The organism is Pigmentiphaga sp. CHJ604 (assembly GCF_036972535.1).
Classification (GTDB): domain Bacteria; phylum Pseudomonadota; class Gammaproteobacteria; order Burkholderiales; family Burkholderiaceae_B; genus Pigmentiphaga; species Pigmentiphaga daeguensis.
In genome coordinates this window covers 4,612,500-4,629,401 of sequence record NZ_CP136998.1, presented here as the reverse complement: position 1 = coordinate 4,629,401, position 16,902 = coordinate 4,612,500, and the positions used below count along the sequence as shown (strand labels likewise).

At 70.1% G+C, this 16,902-nt stretch carries 16 protein-coding genes and 1 pseudogene; 6 read left to right on the top strand and 11 right to left on the bottom strand.

Annotated features, from left to right (window positions below):
- Positions 1 to 50: 50 nt before the first annotated feature.
- The 3 genes from R4823_RS22265 to R4823_RS22255 are packed head-to-tail and all read right to left on the bottom strand — an operon-like array spanning position 51 to position 2,871.
- Entirely contained in the window at positions 51 to 899 is an 849-nt protein-coding gene (locus tag R4823_RS22265; protein WP_087837937.1) for an alpha/beta hydrolase, read from the bottom strand.
- 31 nt (positions 900 to 930) lie between these two features.
- Positions 931 to 1,869, bottom strand: a complete 939-nt coding sequence (locus R4823_RS22260; RefSeq protein ID WP_087837936.1) for a 3-carboxyethylcatechol 2,3-dioxygenase — start codon at positions 1,867 to 1,869, stop codon at positions 931 to 933.
- A gap of 9 nt (positions 1,870 to 1,878) precedes the next feature.
- Positions 1,879 to 2,871: a 4,5-dihydroxyphthalate decarboxylase gene (locus R4823_RS22255; protein WP_087837935.1), complete on the bottom strand. Its 993-nt coding sequence runs from the start codon at positions 2,869 to 2,871 to the stop codon at positions 1,879 to 1,881.
- A 150-nt stretch (positions 2,872 to 3,021) separates the two neighbouring features.
- Between R4823_RS22255 and R4823_RS22250 the strand changes: the two genes are divergently transcribed.
- Complete coding sequence (locus tag R4823_RS22250) at positions 3,022 to 3,990, top strand: tripartite tricarboxylate transporter substrate binding protein (RefSeq protein WP_087837934.1); 969 nt, start codon at positions 3,022 to 3,024, stop codon at positions 3,988 to 3,990.
- A 274-nt stretch (positions 3,991 to 4,264) separates the two neighbouring features.
- Here R4823_RS22250 and trxA read toward each other — a convergent pair whose 3' ends face one another.
- Both trxA and R4823_RS22240 read right to left on the bottom strand, forming a co-directional pair.
- Complete coding sequence (trxA, locus tag R4823_RS22245; protein WP_087837933.1) at positions 4,265 to 5,107, bottom strand: thioredoxin; 843 nt, start codon at positions 5,105 to 5,107, stop codon at positions 4,265 to 4,267.
- 91 nt (positions 5,108 to 5,198) lie between these two features.
- Positions 5,199 to 6,128, bottom strand: a complete 930-nt coding sequence (locus R4823_RS22240) for a LysR family transcriptional regulator (protein WP_207958644.1) — start codon at positions 6,126 to 6,128, stop codon at positions 5,199 to 5,201.
- A gap of 109 nt (positions 6,129 to 6,237) precedes the next feature.
- Between R4823_RS22240 and R4823_RS22235 the strand changes: the two genes are divergently transcribed.
- From R4823_RS22235 to R4823_RS22220, 4 genes are all read left to right on the top strand, one after another.
- A complete protein-coding gene (locus R4823_RS22235) occupies positions 6,238 to 7,329 on the top strand; it encodes a YeiH family protein (protein WP_087837932.1) in 1,092 nt (363 codons plus the stop codon).
- 123 nt (positions 7,330 to 7,452) lie between these two features.
- Positions 7,453 to 7,983 (top strand): 5-(carboxyamino)imidazole ribonucleotide mutase, encoded by a 531-nt coding sequence (gene purE, locus R4823_RS22230; protein ID WP_165963163.1) that lies wholly within the window; start codon positions 7,453 to 7,455, stop codon positions 7,981 to 7,983.
- Complete coding sequence (locus tag R4823_RS22225) at positions 7,980 to 9,158, top strand: 5-(carboxyamino)imidazole ribonucleotide synthase (protein ID WP_087837931.1); 1,179 nt, start codon at positions 7,980 to 7,982, stop codon at positions 9,156 to 9,158. The genes purE and R4823_RS22225 overlap by 4 nt, the downstream gene beginning before the upstream one ends.
- Before the next feature lie 4 nt (positions 9,159 to 9,162).
- The gene (locus R4823_RS22220) at positions 9,163 to 10,158 is read left to right on the top strand and encodes an L-threonylcarbamoyladenylate synthase (protein ID WP_087837930.1); all 996 of its coding nucleotides are present in this window, start codon (positions 9,163 to 9,165) and stop codon (positions 10,156 to 10,158) included.
- A gap of 1 nt (position 10,159) precedes the next feature.
- On the opposite strand, the gene R4823_RS22215 is transcribed toward R4823_RS22220, so the two are convergent.
- The 5 genes and pseudogenes from R4823_RS22215 to R4823_RS22195 all read right to left on the bottom strand — a co-directional run bounded on the left by R4823_RS22215 (position 10,160) and on the right by R4823_RS22195 (position 13,951).
- Entirely contained in the window at positions 10,160 to 10,942 is a 783-nt protein-coding gene (locus tag R4823_RS22215) for a hypothetical protein (RefSeq protein WP_087837929.1), read from the bottom strand.
- 22 nt (positions 10,943 to 10,964) lie between these two features.
- Positions 10,965 to 11,480 (bottom strand): flavin reductase family protein, encoded by a 516-nt coding sequence (locus tag R4823_RS22210; RefSeq protein ID WP_087837928.1) that lies wholly within the window; start codon positions 11,478 to 11,480, stop codon positions 10,965 to 10,967.
- 66 nt (positions 11,481 to 11,546) lie between these two features.
- A pseudogene (locus R4823_RS22205) lies at positions 11,547 to 12,458 on the bottom strand (DUF72 domain-containing protein); the annotation flags it as partial.
- Between the two features lie 181 nt (positions 12,459 to 12,639).
- Positions 12,640 to 13,275 (bottom strand): pyridoxamine 5'-phosphate oxidase, encoded by a 636-nt coding sequence (gene pdxH / locus R4823_RS22200; RefSeq protein WP_087837926.1) that lies wholly within the window; start codon positions 13,273 to 13,275, stop codon positions 12,640 to 12,642.
- A gap of 31 nt (positions 13,276 to 13,306) precedes the next feature.
- Positions 13,307 to 13,951 carry a gamma-glutamylcyclotransferase gene (locus R4823_RS22195; RefSeq protein WP_243724523.1) on the bottom strand — a complete coding sequence of 215 codons (645 nt, stop codon included), beginning with the start codon at positions 13,949 to 13,951 and terminating at the stop codon, positions 13,307 to 13,309.
- Positions 13,952 to 14,108: 157 nt separating this feature from the next.
- On the opposite strand from R4823_RS22195, the gene R4823_RS22190 reads away from it, so the two are divergent.
- Positions 14,109 to 15,551 carry an amidohydrolase family protein gene (locus R4823_RS22190; protein WP_087837925.1) on the top strand — a complete coding sequence of 481 codons (1,443 nt, stop codon included), beginning with the start codon at positions 14,109 to 14,111 and terminating at the stop codon, positions 15,549 to 15,551.
- 16 nt (positions 15,552 to 15,567) lie between these two features.
- Here the strand turns inward: R4823_RS22190 and R4823_RS22185 are convergent, their stop codons facing one another.
- The gene (locus R4823_RS22185; RefSeq protein WP_243724524.1) at positions 15,568 to 16,797 is read right to left on the bottom strand and encodes an MFS transporter; all 1,230 of its coding nucleotides are present in this window, start codon (positions 16,795 to 16,797) and stop codon (positions 15,568 to 15,570) included.
- Between the last annotated feature and the right edge of the window lie 105 nt (positions 16,798 to 16,902).

The window sequence follows — 16,902 nt, the reverse complement described above, 5'->3', positions numbered from 1 at the left end:
GTCTTCCTCCTGGTTCGGTGTCGTCGTGTCGTATCGGGCCGGCGGCCGGTTCAGCCGGCGGGCAGGAAGGCGCGCAGCACGCGCGCCAGGTCCCCGGGGTTGTCGCCGGCCAGGTCGTGGCTGCCGTCTATTTCTTCCGCGCGGCAACGCGGGTTGGCCAGCCGCAGCTTGTCCAGCGTGGGCGCCTCGAACATGTCGGACCGGCTGCCGCGCACGAACAGTGCCGGTATCCGCAGTTCCCTGACCATGGCCCACAGGTCCGGTCCCGGCGCGGCGGGCTTGCCCTGCAGGGTCTGGCGGAAACTGTCGCGGAAGTGCAGGTCGCGCTTGAGCTCGTAGCCGCCGGGAACGGGCCGCAGGAAAGCTTCGTAGCGTTTCCTGGCGGGAGCGTCCGCGGGCAGGCCGGCGGGCAGGCCGTGGTAGGCCAGTGCCTCGTCCACGGATACGAAGACGTCTGGCTGGTTGCCGATGCGCAGGGCGACATTGCGGCGGCCCGCGGCGGCCACGTCGGGCGCGAAGTCCAGGCAGGCCAGCGCCGCCACGCGGTCGGGATACCAGTGCGCGGTGCACAGGCAGATCCGCCCGCCCATGGAGTGGCCGGCCAGCACCGCGCGCGGCCACTGCAGATGGTCGAGCACGGCGATGAGGTCGCCGGCGAAGTCGCGCAGGTCGTAGTGCCGCTCGAGGCTGCGGGTGGAGTCGCCGAAGCCGCGCAGGTCGACGGCGACCACTTCGCGATCGGTGGCCAGGGCCTCGGCGATGCCGGTCCAGTCGTACGAGAAGTAGGACAGGCCGTGCGCGATGAGGACGGGCGTGGCACCGGGGGCGCCGAAGCGGCGATAGAAGATCTCGACGTCGCCGCTGCGGGCGGTGCCGGTGCGATGGGCAATGGGGGCCATGGTGTGTCCTGGTCGGTTCGTGGTCGGTGGGTCAGCCGGCGGTGACGATGCCCATGCCCGTCAGCCACTCGGGAATGATCCGGTAGTAGCGCACCTGCATGGGATGGGTCTCGATCGCGCGCGCGGCGGCCGCGGCCGCGACCCAGGCCCGGATCTCGTGCCCGCCGAAGCCGGCCTTGCGGTCGATCTCGGCATCGTCGATGGCATCCAGGGCATCGACGTCGTACGCGCACAGCTTGGCCATGAAGGCCTCGTCCCAGTCGCGGTCGGGCGGCATGCACGGCCCCTTGCCGGCGACCAGGTCGCGGCCGGCCTGGATCACGCGGGCCTCGCGCGCGGCCAGTTCCTCGGCCGTGGGGGTATGCCGCTTGACCAGCCGTTGCGCGATGTCGTGCGGCACCTGGCGCAGGCGCGGCGTGGGAGGATCGTGCGACAGGCCGCCCGAGCCGATGATGGTCACGCGCAGGCCGCGCGTGGCCAGGAAGCGGCCCACGGCCTCGCCGAACAGGCGCGATCGGCGCATGGACGGCCGCGGATCGGCGGCGCAATTCAGGAAGATGGGCAGCACGTCGTAGCGCGCCAGCGCGCCCGTCAGTTGCGTCAGCGAGATGGCGTTGCCGTGGTCCACGCACATGTCGTAGGAAATGGCGGTATCCAGGTCCTGCCGATGCAGCGCCCGGGCGCACTCCAGCGCCAGCTCGGTGGGCACGCGCAGCGGGCCGCCGGGCAGTCCCCAGTCGCGCGTGCCGTGTGCCGCCAGGCCCAGGCAGAACGCCGGCATCAGGTCGTAGAAGAAGCCGTTGAAATGGTCGGGGCCGAAGCTCACCACCAGGTCCGGCGCGAAGGCATGGACCTCGCGCGAGACCGTTTCCATCTGGTCGAAGAAGGCGCGCTGGCCCTCGGGGTCGGACGCCTCGATATCCGCCAGCATGAGCGGACTGTGCGAACAGCAGATCAGTTGCGCGGGCATGGACGGCTCCTAGATGTGGACGGGGTCGAGCGTGCTGGCCGCGAACAGTTCGTCCACGCCCAGTTGGCGGACGGCCAGCCCCTGTTCGTACGAATAGCGCGTCATCGCTTCCAGCGTCTTGCGGTTGGCTTCCACGCCATAGGGCCAGAAGTCCCGGCCCATGACCGCCTCGGTCGCTTCCAGCTCGGCGGTCACCCACGGCAGCCCGATCTTCAGCGCGGTGACTTCGCGCAGGTCGCGCTCGGCGATTTCCTTGGCCTGGGCGAACGCCTTGTACAGGCTGGAGGGCAGCCACGGATGCGCCTGGGCGAGGTCCTGGCGCACGCCCAGCGCGTGCATGATGGGGAACAGGCCGGTGCGGGCGTAGTACGCCTGCTCGACCGCGCGATAGTCGGGGTACAGGCGCTGCACCCGGGGGTGGCCGTCGAGCAGGCAGGAAGGCGCTCGGGCGGAGATGACGGCATCGAGTTCGCCGTTGGCCAGGAGGCTGGACAGCGAGCGGCCCTGGGGCGCGCTCGACAGCGGGAAGCCCGGCGGAAGATTGAGCGGGAACTTGTCCTTGCGGCCGTACTGTTCCAGGCCACCCTGGACCCATTCGATGTCGGCGGCCTCGATGCCGTACTCGTCCTTCAGGAAACCCCGCACCCACAGCACGGCGGACATCTGGTACTCGGGCAGGCCGATGCGCTTGCCGCGCAGGTCGGCCGCGCTGGCGATGGCGCGGTCATTGCGGATGTAGATGGCGGAGTGGCGGAAGGTGCGCGACAGGAAGACGGGCAGGGCGACGTAGGGCGCGATGCCGCGCGACAGCGCGATCAGGAACGGACTGAAGCCGATCTCGGCGACGTCGAATTCTCCGTGGAAATAGGCGCGATGGAAACACTCTTCCACCGGCATGGGAAGGTAGTTGACCTCGCAGCCTTCGACGGTGACGCGGCCGTCCAGCAGCGGACGGACCCGGTCATAGTCCCAGGTGGCGATGGTGATGGGTAAGCGGGCCATGATGCTCCTGCGGTTCGATCATCGGCGCCCATTCTAGACCTCAAAAAATCAAAAGTATAGATTTTTGAGTTTTAGAGGTTTAGCATCGAGTCTGCGCATGCCGGACCCTCCATTCGAAAGACACGGGCGTGCGTATACGAGGAGACTTCCATGCACCGATCCATCGCGCGTTGCGCGCTCGCCGCCCTGTTCGTCTGCGCGTCCGCGGCGGCCCAGAAACCTTCCTATCCCGACCGGCCCGTGCGCGTGGTCGTGCCCTATGGGCCGGGCACGGCGCCGGACCTGATCGCGCGCGTCGTGAGCGAACAGTTGTCGCGCCAGACCGGCCAATCCTTCGTGGTCGAGAACAAACTGGGCGCCGGCGGCAAGATAGGCACCGAGGCCGTGGCCGACGCCAAGGCCGACGGCTATACGCTGCTGCTGGGCGGCAAGGACACGCACGGCATCCTGACCCATCTCTATCCCGACTGGCGCATCAAGCCCGAGAAGGACTTCGCGCCCGTCGCGCTGCTGGCCCGCATCCAGAACGTGCTGCTGGCCAGCCCCAAGCTGCCGGCCTCGAACCCGCAAGAGTTCCTGGCCCTGGCCAGGCAGAAGGAACTGCGCTATGGCACGCCCGGCGTCGGCACCAACCTGCACCTGGCCGCCGCCTACCTGCAAAGCAACTATGGGCTCAAGCTGCTGCACATCCCGTACAGCCGCAGCTTCGCCGAGGCCCTGCCGGCGCTGGCGCGCGGCGAACTGGACCTGGTGGTGGCCGGCCTGCCGCCGGCCATGCCGCTGCTCAAGGACGGCCGCATCAAGGCCATCGCCGTGACGGGCACCCAGCGTTCGCGCTTCGCGCCGGACATTCCCACCTTCGCCGAATCCGGCGTGTCGGGCCTGGAGTCGGGCGGCTGGTTCGCGCTGTTCGCCCCCAAGGGCACGCCCCAGTCCGCCGTGGATGCATTGTCGAAAATGGTGGCGACCGCGCTGCGCGAGCCCGCCGTGACGGAGAAACTGTCCGGCGTCTACGCCGACCCGGCCCCCTCGTCACCCGCCGAACTGGCCAAGCTGGTCGCCGACGAAACGCAGCGCTGGGGCAAGGTCGTGGCCGAAACCGGCATAAAACTCGAATAGAAGAAGAGGACCCCCCCTACGCGCTGACGCGCGCCCCCCAGGGGGCGAAACCGGCGGACCGGCAAAGCCGGATCCGCGGTTTCCTGGGTCTAGAGAAAGTATCTTGGACTGAAGCACGGTTGCTATCGCTGGCTGCCCGCGGTAGCAACGGTGTGGCGTACCAAGAAACAGGCACTAGACCCTGGGCGCCGCGGATCCGGCTTTGCCGGTCCGCCAGCGCCGCCCCCTTGAGGGGGCCCGCGTCAGCGGGTAGGGGGTGGGCTTCCCCTGGGGGTCAGAATAATACCGTCGACAATTTCCGGCGGTACTGCGAGACCAGCTCGGGTTGGGCCGAGGCCATGTCGAAGACGGCGATCATGGTCTTGCGGCCGATCTCGTCCTGGAAGCTGCGGTCGCGCCGGACGATTTCCAGCAGTTCGTCCATCGCGCCGGCCCAGGCGCGGCGCGCGATGCGCTTGTTGGCCAGGTCCAGGCGCGCCTGCAGGTCGCCGGGGTTCTGCTGGATACGGGCCAGCAGCTCGGTTTCCTCGGGCGAATCCTGCGCCTGCTCGACCGCGTTCAGCGCGGTCTCCAGGTTGGCGTAGTGGGGGTCGGCCTTGGCCTGCGGCGTCAGCAGCGCGAACTGGGCCTTGGCGTCCTCGGGGCGGCCCGTGGTCAGCAAGAGCTCGACATAGTCCATGCGCGCCGGATCGTAGGCCGCGTCCAGGACCAGCGCCGCGCGCAGGTGCTTCTCGGCGGTGGGGACGTCCCCGGCCTGCATGGCCGCCATGGCCTGCTGGTGTTCCTGTTCGTGCGGCAGCGGCAGCAGGCGGTCGATGAAGGCGCGGATCTGGCCTTCGGGCAGTGCGCCGGTGAACTGGTCCACCGGCCGGCCGCCCAGGATGGCGACGACCAGCGGAATGCTGCGCGCCTGGAAGTGGGCGGCCAACTGCTGGTTCTCGTCGACGTTGACCTTGACCAGCTTGAAGGCGCCGCCATAGTCGCGCTCCAGCTTTTCCAGGGTCGGGGTCAGGGACCGGCAGGGGCCGCACCACGGGGCCCAGAAATCGACCAGGACCGGTTTGTCGCGCGAGGCCTGCAAGACCTCGCTTTCGAAATTGGCTAGCGTGACATCCATACCGGGAATCCTATGGCTATGAAGCGGTAAGCAAAAAGAGATTGTGCTTGATTTTTCGCTTCGGGGGGCCGCGCTGTCCGGGGCGACGCGCCTACGCCGCCGTATCCTGCGCGAAGGCCCGCAGGTAGGCCGTCAGGCGCCGCACGCCGGGCGTGGCCAGCTTGCGCGCGTGGGAGATCAGGTAGAACGAGCGGTCGAGGCGCGGCAGCCCCGTGGGCAGCTCGACCAGTTCCCCGGTCGCCAGCATGTCGCTGACCACCCAGCGCGACAGGCAGGTAATGCCCAGCCCGCCCGCGGCGGCGCGCTTGATCGCTTCCGAGTTGCCGAACTCGATGCCCGACTTCATGTGGTGCAGGTGCGGGGTCAGCGCCTCGCGTATGGTCTCGCGGGTACCGGAGCCTTCCTCGCGCAGCAGCCACGTGGCGGCGCGCAGCTGGGCGGTCGAGACCCGGCCGCCCGCCGGCGGCACGATGGGGTCGCGCGCGCCGGCCACGATCACGAGTTCGTCGGTCAGCCAGGGCTCGACGGTCAGTTCGGGCTGTTCGCACGGCCCCTCGACCAGGGCCAGGTCCAGCTCGAAATTCACCACCTGGGTGGCGATGGCCAGCGTGTTGGCGATGGCGACATGAGCCGTCCATTGCGGCTGGCCGCTGTCCGCCAGGTCGCGTTGGAAGCCCGCCAGCAGGGTGGGCAGCACGTAGTTGCCGATGGTGGTGCTGGCGCCGATGCGCAGCACGCCCACGTGGCCCTGGCCGTCGCGGGCCCAGCGTTCGATCGCGGTGGCGCGGTCCAGCAGCTCGCGCGCCTGGGGCAGCAGTTCCCGGCCGTTGTCGTTGAGCACCAGGCGCTTGCCCACCCGGTCGAACAACGCCATGTCCAGGGCCCGCTCCAGGTCGTTCAGCGCCGCGCTGGTGGCGGACTGGGACAGCGCCACGGCCGCGGCGGCGGCGCTGGTGCTGCCGGTGTTGGCGACGGCGGCGAATATCTGCAATTGGCGCAGGGTCAGGCGCAGGGCTTCCATATAACTCGAATTACCGGTTTTCCAGCTTGAATATACAAAAATAAACCGTTTTGACGGATCGAAGAGCGTGCTTAGAGTGGAGGGCGTTCATTCCAGAAGTTATTAGCTTATGTCGAATTCGTCTGCTACCTCCATCGCCGCCGCCGGCCGCCCGTCTCAGGGCAAGGCCGGATTCTTCCGGCAGGCGGGCCCCGGCCTCCTCCTGGCCACGGCCATCGGGGTGGCCGCGATGGGGCTGGCGGGCTGGGAATTCTTCGCCAGCCGAGGGTTCAGCGCGCTGACGCTGGCCATCGTGCTGGGCATGCTGGTGGGCAACACCGTCTATCCGCGCATCGCCGCGCCCAGCGCGGCCGGGGTGGGGGTGGCCAAGCAGACCCTGTTGCGTGCGGGCGTCATCCTGTATGGCCTGCGCCTGACGTGGCAGGACATAGGCGGCGTCGGCGCCGCGGGCGTGGCCATCGACGCGGTCATGCTGCTGTCGACCTTCGGCCTGGCATGGCTGGTGGGCACGCGGGTGTTCAAGCTCGACCGGACGTCGGCCTGGCTGATCGGCGCCGGCGGCTCCATCTGCGGCGCGGCCGCGGTCATGGCGACCGCGCCGGTCCTGCGCGCCAAGGCCGACCAGGTCGCGGTGGCGGTCGCGACCGTGGTGGTGTTCGGCACGGTGTCGATGTTCCTCTATCCTTTCCTGTACGAACTGAACCAGCAGTGGGGCCTGATCCCGGGCGGCACGCACGGCTTCGGCGTCTACGTCGGCTCCACGGTGCACGAGGTGGCCCAGGTCATCGCCGCGGCCCGCGCGGTGGGAACCGAAGCGGCCGACACCGCCGTGATCGCCAAGATGGTGCGCGTCATGATGCTGGCTCCGTTCCTGCTGGGGCTGTCCGCCTGGCTGGCCTGGGAGTGCGCGCGCGGCAAGGCCGACGGCAAGGGCGAGGGCAGCGGCCTGTGCATTCCCTGGTTCGCCGTGGGCTTCATCGCCATGGTGGTATTCAATTCGCTGGTGTCGATTCCCGACTGGCTGATGTCGGCCGCGATCGACTTCGATACCCTGCTGCTGGCCATCGCCATGGCCGCGCTGGGGCTGACCACCCACGTCGGCGCCATCCGCCGCGCCGGCTTGCGCCCGCTGCTGCTGGCCGGGCTGCTGTTCGTCTGGCTGGTGGGCGGCGGCGCGCTGGTCAATGCGTTGATCGGCTAGGTCCTGTTGCGGGATCGCCCAAGGGGGCGGGCATCCCGCTGCGGCGATGCCGTGGCGGGTTAAAATCGCGCTTTTCGACGCTCGCCCGCTGCCCCGGCACGCCGGGTGCCCGCAAGGTCCCACATGTCCAGTTCCCCTTCTTCCTCTTCTTCCCCCGAGGCGGTGCAGATCGGCATCGTCATGGGGTCTTCCAGCGACTGGGAGATCATGAAGCATGCCGTCGCCGTGCTCGACGAGTTCGGCGTGGCGCATGAAGCCCGCGTGGTGTCGGCCCACCGCATGCCGCTCGACATGGTCGAGTACGGCGCCGAGGCCACCCGCCGGGGCCTGCGCGCCATCATCGCGGGCGCCGGCGGCGCGGCCCACCTGCCGGGCATGCTGGCGGCGCTGACGCCGGTGCCGGTGTTCGGCGTGCCGGTGCCGTCCAAGTACCTGCGCGGCGAGGACTCCCTGCTTTCCATCGTGCAGATGCCCAAGGGCGTGCCGGTGGCCACCTTCGCCATCGGCGAAGCCGGGGCCGCCAACGCGGCGCTGCATGCGGTGGCCAACCTGGCCTGTACCGATCCGGCGCTGCGCAAGAAGCTCGAGGCCTTCCGTGCCCGCCAGACCGAGGCCGCGCGCGCGATGGCGCTGCCTCCGGGGGGACAGGCATGAGCGAAGGCAAGGCGAAGGCGCGCGTGGTGCAGCCGGGCGGCTGGCTGGGGCTGCTGGGCGGCGGCCAACTGGGCCGGATGTTCTGCCATGCCGCGCAAAGCATGGGGTACCGCGTGGCGGTGCTGGATCCGATCGCCGATTGTCCCGCCGGCGCGGTGGCCGACCTGCACATCCGTGCCGGCTACGACGACGAGGCCGGCCTGGCGCAACTGGCCGAGCGCTGCGCCGCCGTTACCACCGAATTCGAGAACGTCCCGGCCGCCAGCCTCGAGAAGTTGGCCCTGCGCTGCCAGGTCAGTCCGGCTGCCGGCGCGGTGGCCATCGCCCAGGACCGCATCGCCGAGAAGGGCTACATCGCCTCGATAGGCGTGCCCGTGGCGCCCTATGCCGAGATCCGCGCCGAGGCCGACATCGCCGCGGCGCCCGCCTCGCTGTATCCGGGCATCCTGAAGGCCACGCGCCTGGGCTACGACGGCAAGGGCCAGGCCCGGGTCGAGTCGGCCGAGCAGGCGCGCGCCGCGTTCGCCTCGTTCGGCAACGTGCCCTGCGTGCTCGAGGCCAGGCTGCCGCTGGAGTTCGAAATCTCCGTCGTGGTCGCGCGCGGCTTCGACGGCGAAGTGGTGACCTATCCGGTCTCCGAGAACGTGCATCGCGACGGCATCCTGGCGATCTCGACCGTGCCGTCGCCGCGCGCTTCCGAGGACATCGTGCGCCGCGCCCGCGCCGCGGCGCTGCAGGTCGCGGCCGGGCTGGAGTATTGCGGCGTGCTGTGCGTGGAGTTCTTCGTGCTGCCGGGCGATCGCCTGATCGTCAACGAGATCGCGCCACGGCCCCACAACAGCGGCCACTACAGCATCGATGCCTGCGTCACCAGCCAGTTCGAGCAGCAGGTACGGGTGCTGGCGGGCCAGCCGCTGGGGTCGTCCGATGCGCTGGCCGCGTCGGTCATGCTCAACATCCTGGGCGACATCTGGTTCCAGGCGGGCGAACAGGCCGCCGAACCGGCCTGGGGCCGGGCCCTGCAGGCACCCACCGCCAAGCTGCACCTGTACGGCAAGACCGAGGCACGGCGCGGCCGCAAGATGGGCCACGTGACCTGCCTGGGCGCGGACCGCGCGCAGGCCGAGCGCAGTGCCGCGCAGGTGGCGGCGGCGCTGGGCATCGCCTATCCGTAGCCGCATGAGCGCGCGCATCCTGCCGCCCACGCCGGAAGCCATCGCGCAAGCGGTGGCGCTGCTCCAGGCCGGACAACTGGTGGGCATGCCCACCGAGACGGTCTACGGCCTGGCCGCCGATGCCTCGGACGCCGAGGCGGTGGCGCGCATCTTCGCCGCCAAGGGCCGGCCCAACGACCATCCCGTCATCGTGCACGTCGCGGCCGGCGCCGACCTGTCGCGCTGGGCCGCCAGCATTCCGGAGGCCGCCCGCCGGCTGATGGACGCATTCTGGCCCGGGCCGCTGACGCTGATCCTGCCGCGCGCCGCCGGGGTGCTGGATGCCGTCACGGGCGGGCAGGACACGGTCGGGCTGCGCTGTCCCTCGCATTCGGCCGCGCAGGCCCTCCTGGCCGCGTTCGGCGGCGGCCTGGCCGCGCCGTCGGCCAACCGCTTCGGCCGGGTCAGCCCGACCACGGCGGCTCACGTGGCCGACGAGTTCGGCGACGCGGTGCCGCTGGTGCTGGACGGCGGGCCCTGCGAAGTCGGCATCGAGTCGACCATCGTCGACGTCTCCACCCAGATCCCCATCCTGCTGCGTCCGGGCCATGTCTCGGCCCTGGCCCTGTCCGAGGTGCTGGGCAGCCCCGTGCTGACCCGCGCCCAGATGGACGCGCAACGCCCGGTGCCGCGCGTATCGGGATCGCTGTCGGCGCACTATGCGCCGCGCACGCCGCTCAGGCTGGTCGACGCCGGCCGGCTCGCGGACGAGATCGCCGCCGAGGCGGCGCGTGGCCGCTCGGCGGGGGTCTGGTCCCGCCAGGATCCGGGCGGCGCGGCCTGCTGGCTAGAGGCGCCCGCCGATCCCGAACGCTATGCGCAGGCGCTGTACGCGACCCTGCGCGAACTGGACGGCAAGGGAGTGGATGTCCTGCTGTTCGAGCAGCCGCCCGCGGCGCCCGCCTGGACGGCGGTGCGCGACCGCCTGGGACGGGCGGCCGTGGGGTCGGGCGAGGCCTGATCTACTGCTTGCGCGCGTAGGCGAACCAGCCCGCCGACTGGCCGCTGTTGGTCGCCATGATCAGCAGCAGCGGCTGCTTGTCCTTTTCCGTCAACCGTATCGCCACGCCCTGCATGCTGGCGCCCGCGTGCTGGCTCAGGCAGTTCGTGGCGCTGCCGAACGAGAAGGTCGTGGTCGCGTAGTTCTTGCCCGAGGAAGCCCTGGCCAGCGCGCCGTTGATGTTGCAGGTGTCCGGCCGGCCGCTGATGGACGAGCGGGCCGAGAAATCGCCATTGGACTGCACGGTGATCGTGACGGCGGAACTGGTGCTGTCGCGGCCCGTCCACGTTCCGGCGTAGTTGGCCAGGTCGAAGGCATCGTTGTACTGGCTGTTGAAGCTGGACGTGAAGGTCACGTTCTGGCCCAGGTTGCCGTCGAAGCTGGACGCGCTGGTGACCGTCCCGGTCAGGTTGGCCGTCTCGACCGTGGTGTCGCCGGTGCCGAAGGTCTTGCCCGTGCCGGTGAAGGCCTTGCCGTTCAGGGACCCGGTGCCGCGGGTCATGCGCCGCACCTGGCTGAAGCCCTCGCTCCAGGACATGGCCCACAGTTCGTTGCTGGGCGTGACCAGCATGCTCAGCGACAAGGTGTCGCTGGTGAGGTTGCCGGTCCAGATGCCCTGGGCGTCGCTGTTGCCCCCGCCGCCTCCACCGCCGCCGCCGCTGTCATCGTCGGACGAGCCGAAATAGCCGTTGCAGGCGGTCAGGGACAGGGCGCAGAGCAGGGCGAGGACGGTGCGACGATGCATGGAAAGCCTGGCGGTCATGGGGTCAAGGAGTCTTGCGCGTGCGCTGCGGCGTCAGGTCGAAGCCTCCGGCATGGAACACCAGCGGCATGGCATCGGTGTGACCGCAATGCTCGACTTCGCCGACGAAGATGCAGTGATCGCCTTCGCGGTACCTGCTGCGGTTATAGCATTCGAACCACGCCGTGCAACCGTCTATCAGCGGGGCGCCATGCCTGCCGGGCCGCCAGGTGACGTGCGCGTAGCGGTCGGCGGCATGGCCGCGCGTGGCGAAGCGCCGGGCGACGTCGATCTGGTCGGCCGCCAGCACGTTCACCGCGTAATGGCTGGCCGCTTCGAGCGCCTGCAGGGATCCGGAGGTGAGCGACAGGCTCCACAGCACCAGCGGCGGCGATAGCGACACCGAATTGAATGAACTGACCGTCAGGCCGACAGGATGGCCGTCGGGGCCCATGGCGGTGACGACCGTCACACCGGTGGCGAAGCGGCCCAGGGCGGAGCGGAAGGCGGTGGAGTCGAAGTCCGGAAGAGCTGCGGGCATCCAGGGGGGAGGGCTGACGCACCCAGGTCGCGGGTTGCGTGGCTGATGTTGCTGTAATCCCTCATTCTATCCGGGCGGCGCGGAGCGTGTCGCGATTTCCCTTGCCAGCAGCTCGAGCGTCAGGGGCGCGCTGCCCTCGGCCTTGTTGTTGGCCACGATCCAGGCCGGCTGGCCCGCGGCGTGGGCGGCCAGCGCGGCTTCGGCCAGGACCCGCCGCGTTTCGGGATCCTGGACCTGGATCTTGTCGAAGGGCGAGAAGCGCGCCTTGGCCGCTTCGTAGCGCTGGCCCGCCAGCAGGCTCCAGCGCACCACCAGCGGGCCGGGGCCGGTCGCCGCCACGGCCTGCATCTGGCGCGCCGCCGACGGCATCCGCGCATGGATGGCGACGCAGTAGCGCACGCCGCGCTCCGCCAGCATCTTCATCATGCGCGGCGTGACCGCCTGCGGGTCGCGGAACTCCACCGCGTAGAACGGGCGTTCGTGGCCCTGCGAGGCGGGCAGCGCAGGCAGCGCGGCCAGGAACGCCGACAGGCGGGCGACCCAGCCGGCGGGATCGCCCAGGATCTCGGGGGGCAGCGGCGAGAACTGGAACACCAGCGGACCCGCCTTCGTGCCCAGGCCCTCCAGGCAGGGCGTCACGAAATGGTCGGTGGCCAGCACCGGGTCCAGGAAGCTGGGATTGGGGCCGGCCGGCGCGCCGCGATCGTCGCGCAGGACGACGTCGGTCACCAGGTTGGGCGCCTTGACGACGAAGCGAAAACCCGTGGGCACCTGGTTCGCGTAGTGGGCGTACTGTTCGGCGGTCAGCGGCGCGTAGAAGGTGCGGTCCAGGCTGACGCTATTGAGCAGCGGATGGGACGAGTAGGCCGGCAGGCCTTCGCGCGACAGCAGCGATTCGCTGGCCTTGGCGCCGTAGACGATGCCATTCCAGCCGGCGAAGGCCCAGGACGAGGTTCCCAGGTGCAACTGTGCGGGCATCGCGGCGCCGAGCTGGCGCAGCGCGTCGGGATGCTCGGCGGCGGGAATCGTCCTGGCCCGGCCCCTGGCCTTGGCGGGCGGCCTGGCGGGCGCGTCGTCGAAGAACGAGCGCTGTGCGCCGTTCTCGTCGTCCGCCGCCTCGTCCGGACCGGGAGACTGGTCCTGCGGGGTCATGCGGCGATCAAGGCGCCAGGCGCACGATGCGCCAGCCCCCTGCGGCCAGGGGACGATAGACCAGCCGGTCGTGCAGGCGCGACGGCCGGCCCTGCCAGAACTCGATGGAGTCCGGCACCACGCGGTATCCGCCCCAATGGGCGGGGCGCGGAGGATGCTCGCCCAGCTCGGCCCGCAATTGCGTCTCCCGCGCGCGCAGCACGTCGCGGTCGGGGATTTCGGTGCTCTGGTCCGAGGCCCAGGCGCCGATGCGCGAGGCCAGCGGCCGGCTGTGGAAATAGGTGTCCGACTCCTGGTCCGAGGTCCGTTCCACCCGGCCCTCGATACGGATCTGCCGTTCGTGGACGGGCCAGAAGAACAGCAGGCTGGCATAGGGCAGGTGGGCCAGGTCCCGGCCCTTGCGCGACTGGTAGTTGGTATAGAACACGAAGCCGCGTTCGTCGTAGCCCTTGAGCAGCACGGTGCGCGCGGCCGGGCGGCCGCGTTCGTCCACGGTGGCCAGCGTCATGGCATTGGGGTCGGGCAACTGGTCGGTGACGGCGCGGCCGAACCAGGCTCCGAACAATTCGAACGGCGAGGCGGGAGCGTCGGCTTCCAGCAAGGCGCCCTGCTGGTAGTTCTGGCGGATGTCGGCGATGGACATGGTCGGCGGAAAGAAAAGACTACAGCCCTCACTATACCGGGTCGCCGCCGCCGTCCTCGCCCGTGGCGGCCAGGCGGCGCGCCAGGCGTTCCAGCGCGCGATCGCGTATCCCGTGGGTGCGCAGCGCCCGCGCGGTGTCCAGCACGTAGTCCACGCAGGCGCCGTAGCGCCCGTGGCCCCGGCGGATGGCAGCCAGCAGCTCCGTTTCCTGCAGGCCGCCGGCATAGCCCGTGCCGCGCCGGTCGATCACGAAGGCCAGCGCGTCGACGGGCCCCTGGGCGGTCTCGCAACGCAGCCAGCGGGGCAGGTAGGAACCCATCATCATCTCGCGTTCCCACAAGACCGCGAAGACGGGCCGGACGTCGGCGGCGGCGATGCGCAGCACGAAGCCCCGGCAACTGCCGCCCCGGTTCAGGCCGAATACCAGGCCCGGCGCGGACACCGTTCCCCGGTTGATGCGCGACCACAGGCACAGCGAACGGTGGTAGCCGCGCACGACCGCCTGGCGCCGTTCCTGCAGGGGGAAGCCGGCGTTCCAGATGAGCGAGCCATAGGCGTACAGCCAGACGTCGTCGCCCGGGCGCCAGGCGCTCAGGGCCGCGTCCATGGAAGCCTGGCGCTGGGCTTCGGTAAGCAGCAACGGGTGGTATTCGGGGGGAAACGTCTCGGGGGACACGCGGTGTTCGAAAAGGCGGCAGACGCCTTCATTTTAGGGCCGCCCGCGCCGGCCCGGCGGCGGGCTGGTGGAAACGATAGGATGTCCATTTGCAATCGATAGCATTATAAATGCTATCGATTGCAAATCATTCTTATAGACAAAAAAAGGAGAGGAGATGGAACGCAGGAGCTTCATGAAGGCCGCCGCCGGCGCGGCCACCGTCTGGCCGGCCTGGGCGGCAGCCGCCCCTGCGGCGGATCGCCCCGCCCGGCGCGATTTCCTGGTGCGCGGCGGGTATGTGGTTTCCATGGACGCCCGCCTGGGCGACATGCCGATGGCCGACGTCCTGGTCGTGGATGGCCGCATCGCCGAGGTCGGCCGCAACCTGTCCGCGCCGTCGGGCGCCGCGGTCATCGACGGCACCGGCATGATCGTGTCGCCCGGATTCGTGAACGGCCATATCCACCTTGCCCAGACCATGCAGCGCGGCGTATCCACGGAACATACCTTCGCGGACTACTACAGCACGCTGGTGCTCAAGTATTCCAACCGCATGAGCCCGGACGACGTGCGGCTGGCGGAGTACGTGGGCGCGCTGGAGCAGATGTCGCTGGGCACCACCACGTTGATGGACTGGAACCGCGAGGCCATGACGCCCGAGCATGCGGAAGCGGCGGTGGACGGCCTGCTGGATTCCGGCGTGCGGGCCATCTTCGCCTACACCATCGCCGCCCGTACGCCGCAGGGCTCGGACGCGCCGCTGCGCCGCATGCTGGAGCACGCCCGTTCGCTGCGCGTGGGGCGGCTGTCGTCCGACCAGGGGCGCGTGATGCTGGGAGCCTGCCTGCCCGGGCCCGACTTCATGCCGCTGGAGCCCGCCTTCGCCGACATGCGCATGCTGCGCGACCTGCAGGTACTGACGTCCTTCCATTGCGCGGCGCCCATCTACGCGCAGCGCAAGAAGGGGCTGATCGCCACGCTGGCGCAGCAAGGCCTCCTGGACGGCAGGCTGCAACTGGTGCACGCCAACGACCTGGATGCCGGCGAGTTCAGGCTGGCGGCGGACCAGGGCGCCTGCCTGGTCAGCACCCCCGAGGCAGAACTGCACTGCGGCCACGGGCATCCGGCAATCTGGAAGGCCGCGCGTGGCCGCATGCCCGTCAGCCTGGGAACGGACATCCCGTCGGCCTTCGGCGGCGGCATGATGACGCAGATGCGCACCGCCCTGGCCGCCGAGATCGCGCGCCTGAACGCGCAGTCCTTCGCCGAGACGGGCAAGGCGCCGGCCGCCAAGGCGGTGTCGGCGCGCGACATGCTGGGCCTGGCGACGGCCGATGGCGCAAAGGCGCTGGGGCTGGGCGACGTGACGGGCTCCATCACCCCGGGCAAGCGGGCCGACCTGCTGCTGATCCGCAGCGACAGCGTCGCGACCGCCCCCATGCTGGATCCGGTCGGCACCCTGGTGCTGCAGGCGACGCCCGCCGATATCGATACGGTCATCGTCGACGGCCGCGTGGTGAAGACCGGCGGCCGCATGGTCGATCCCAGGATCGAGCCGGCGGCGCGCGAACTGCGGCAGCGTGCCCTGCGCATGGTGCAACGGTCCCAGCAGGCCTAGGCGCGGGCCTGGCGCCTCAGTTGGCCGGGCCGCGCCGCGTGGCCACGGGGCGCTTGGGCGAGCGGTTGAAGATGCCGCCCGCCAGCAGGCAGGCGGCGACGGTCCAGAAGGGCAGTCCCAGGCCGGCCAGCGCGCTCAGGCTGCCGAAGGCCAGCGGCAGCACGAACTGGCCGCCGTTGATGGTCGCCATGCGCAGCCCCAGCGCCTCGGCGGCGCGGCCGGGCGGCGCATGCGTGTGCAGCAGCGCCAGCAGGCTGGGCTGGCCGCTGCCCAGCGCCAGGCCCAGCAGGAAGGCCAGCATGATCAGGATGGGAACGTCGCGGAAGAACGGGTACAGCACGTAGACCGCGCTGGCGGTGAACATGGCGGTGCGCAGCAGGGTCCAGGGCGCCATGCGCCGCTGTATCCACGGCAGCAGCATGCGGATGACGAAGGTGGCCACGGCGAAGGCGGACAGGATGACGCCTATGGTCGTGGCCGACAGGCCGATCGAGGCGCCGAAGATCGGCACCATGAAGGAGTTCAGGTCCCAGGCGCCCGACAACAGGGCCGTGGCGATCAACACGCGGCGCAGCGTGGGACTGGCCAGCAGGTCGCTGACCTGTTCGCGCGAGGCCGGCCGGGTGTTGCCGGCGGCGCGCGGCAGCCGGTGCTGCTGCCGCAGCAGCAATCCCAGCGCGCCCAGCTGGCACAGCAGCAGCACGCCGAAGGCCCAGCGCACGCCCAGGTGGTCGATGGACAGGCCGGCCACCAGCGGGCCGCCGAAGCCGGAAATCGACAGCGACAGGGACAGGCGCGAGAAATTCAGGATGCGCCGGTCGGGCGTGGCATGGATGCCCATGACGTTCTGCACCGCGATCTGGCACACCATGCAGCCTATGCCGGTCAGGCAGCTGGACAGGAACAGCACCTGCGTGCGGGGCAGGAGGAAGGGCAGCAGACTGCCCGCGATCAGCAGGCCCACGCCCATGCGCAGCGGGCGCCGCGCGCCGATGTGGTCGACCCAGCGGCCGGTGTGGACCGACAACAGCATGGGGACCAGCGCGAACAGCGCCATCAGCACGCCCACGGTGAAACTGGAGGCGCCCTGCGCCAGCGCGCCCAGCGAGACTGTCACCCGGCCGCCGGTCAGCGCCATGTGGCTCAGGATCGCCAGCGTGCAGAAGACGGCGACACCGCGGTCGTCGAGCGGCGCGGCGTGCGGCTCGGGGGCGGGGGCGTCCTGGCGCGGCGTGGGTGCAGGCAAGATGGGAGGGGGCGGGAAAAATGTCGCCGTGGTCTCGCGGCGGTTTCTTGTGGTGGGTCCATTCTAACCCCCGGGGCCCGCGAAGAGGGCGGTCCGGCGGGCTGC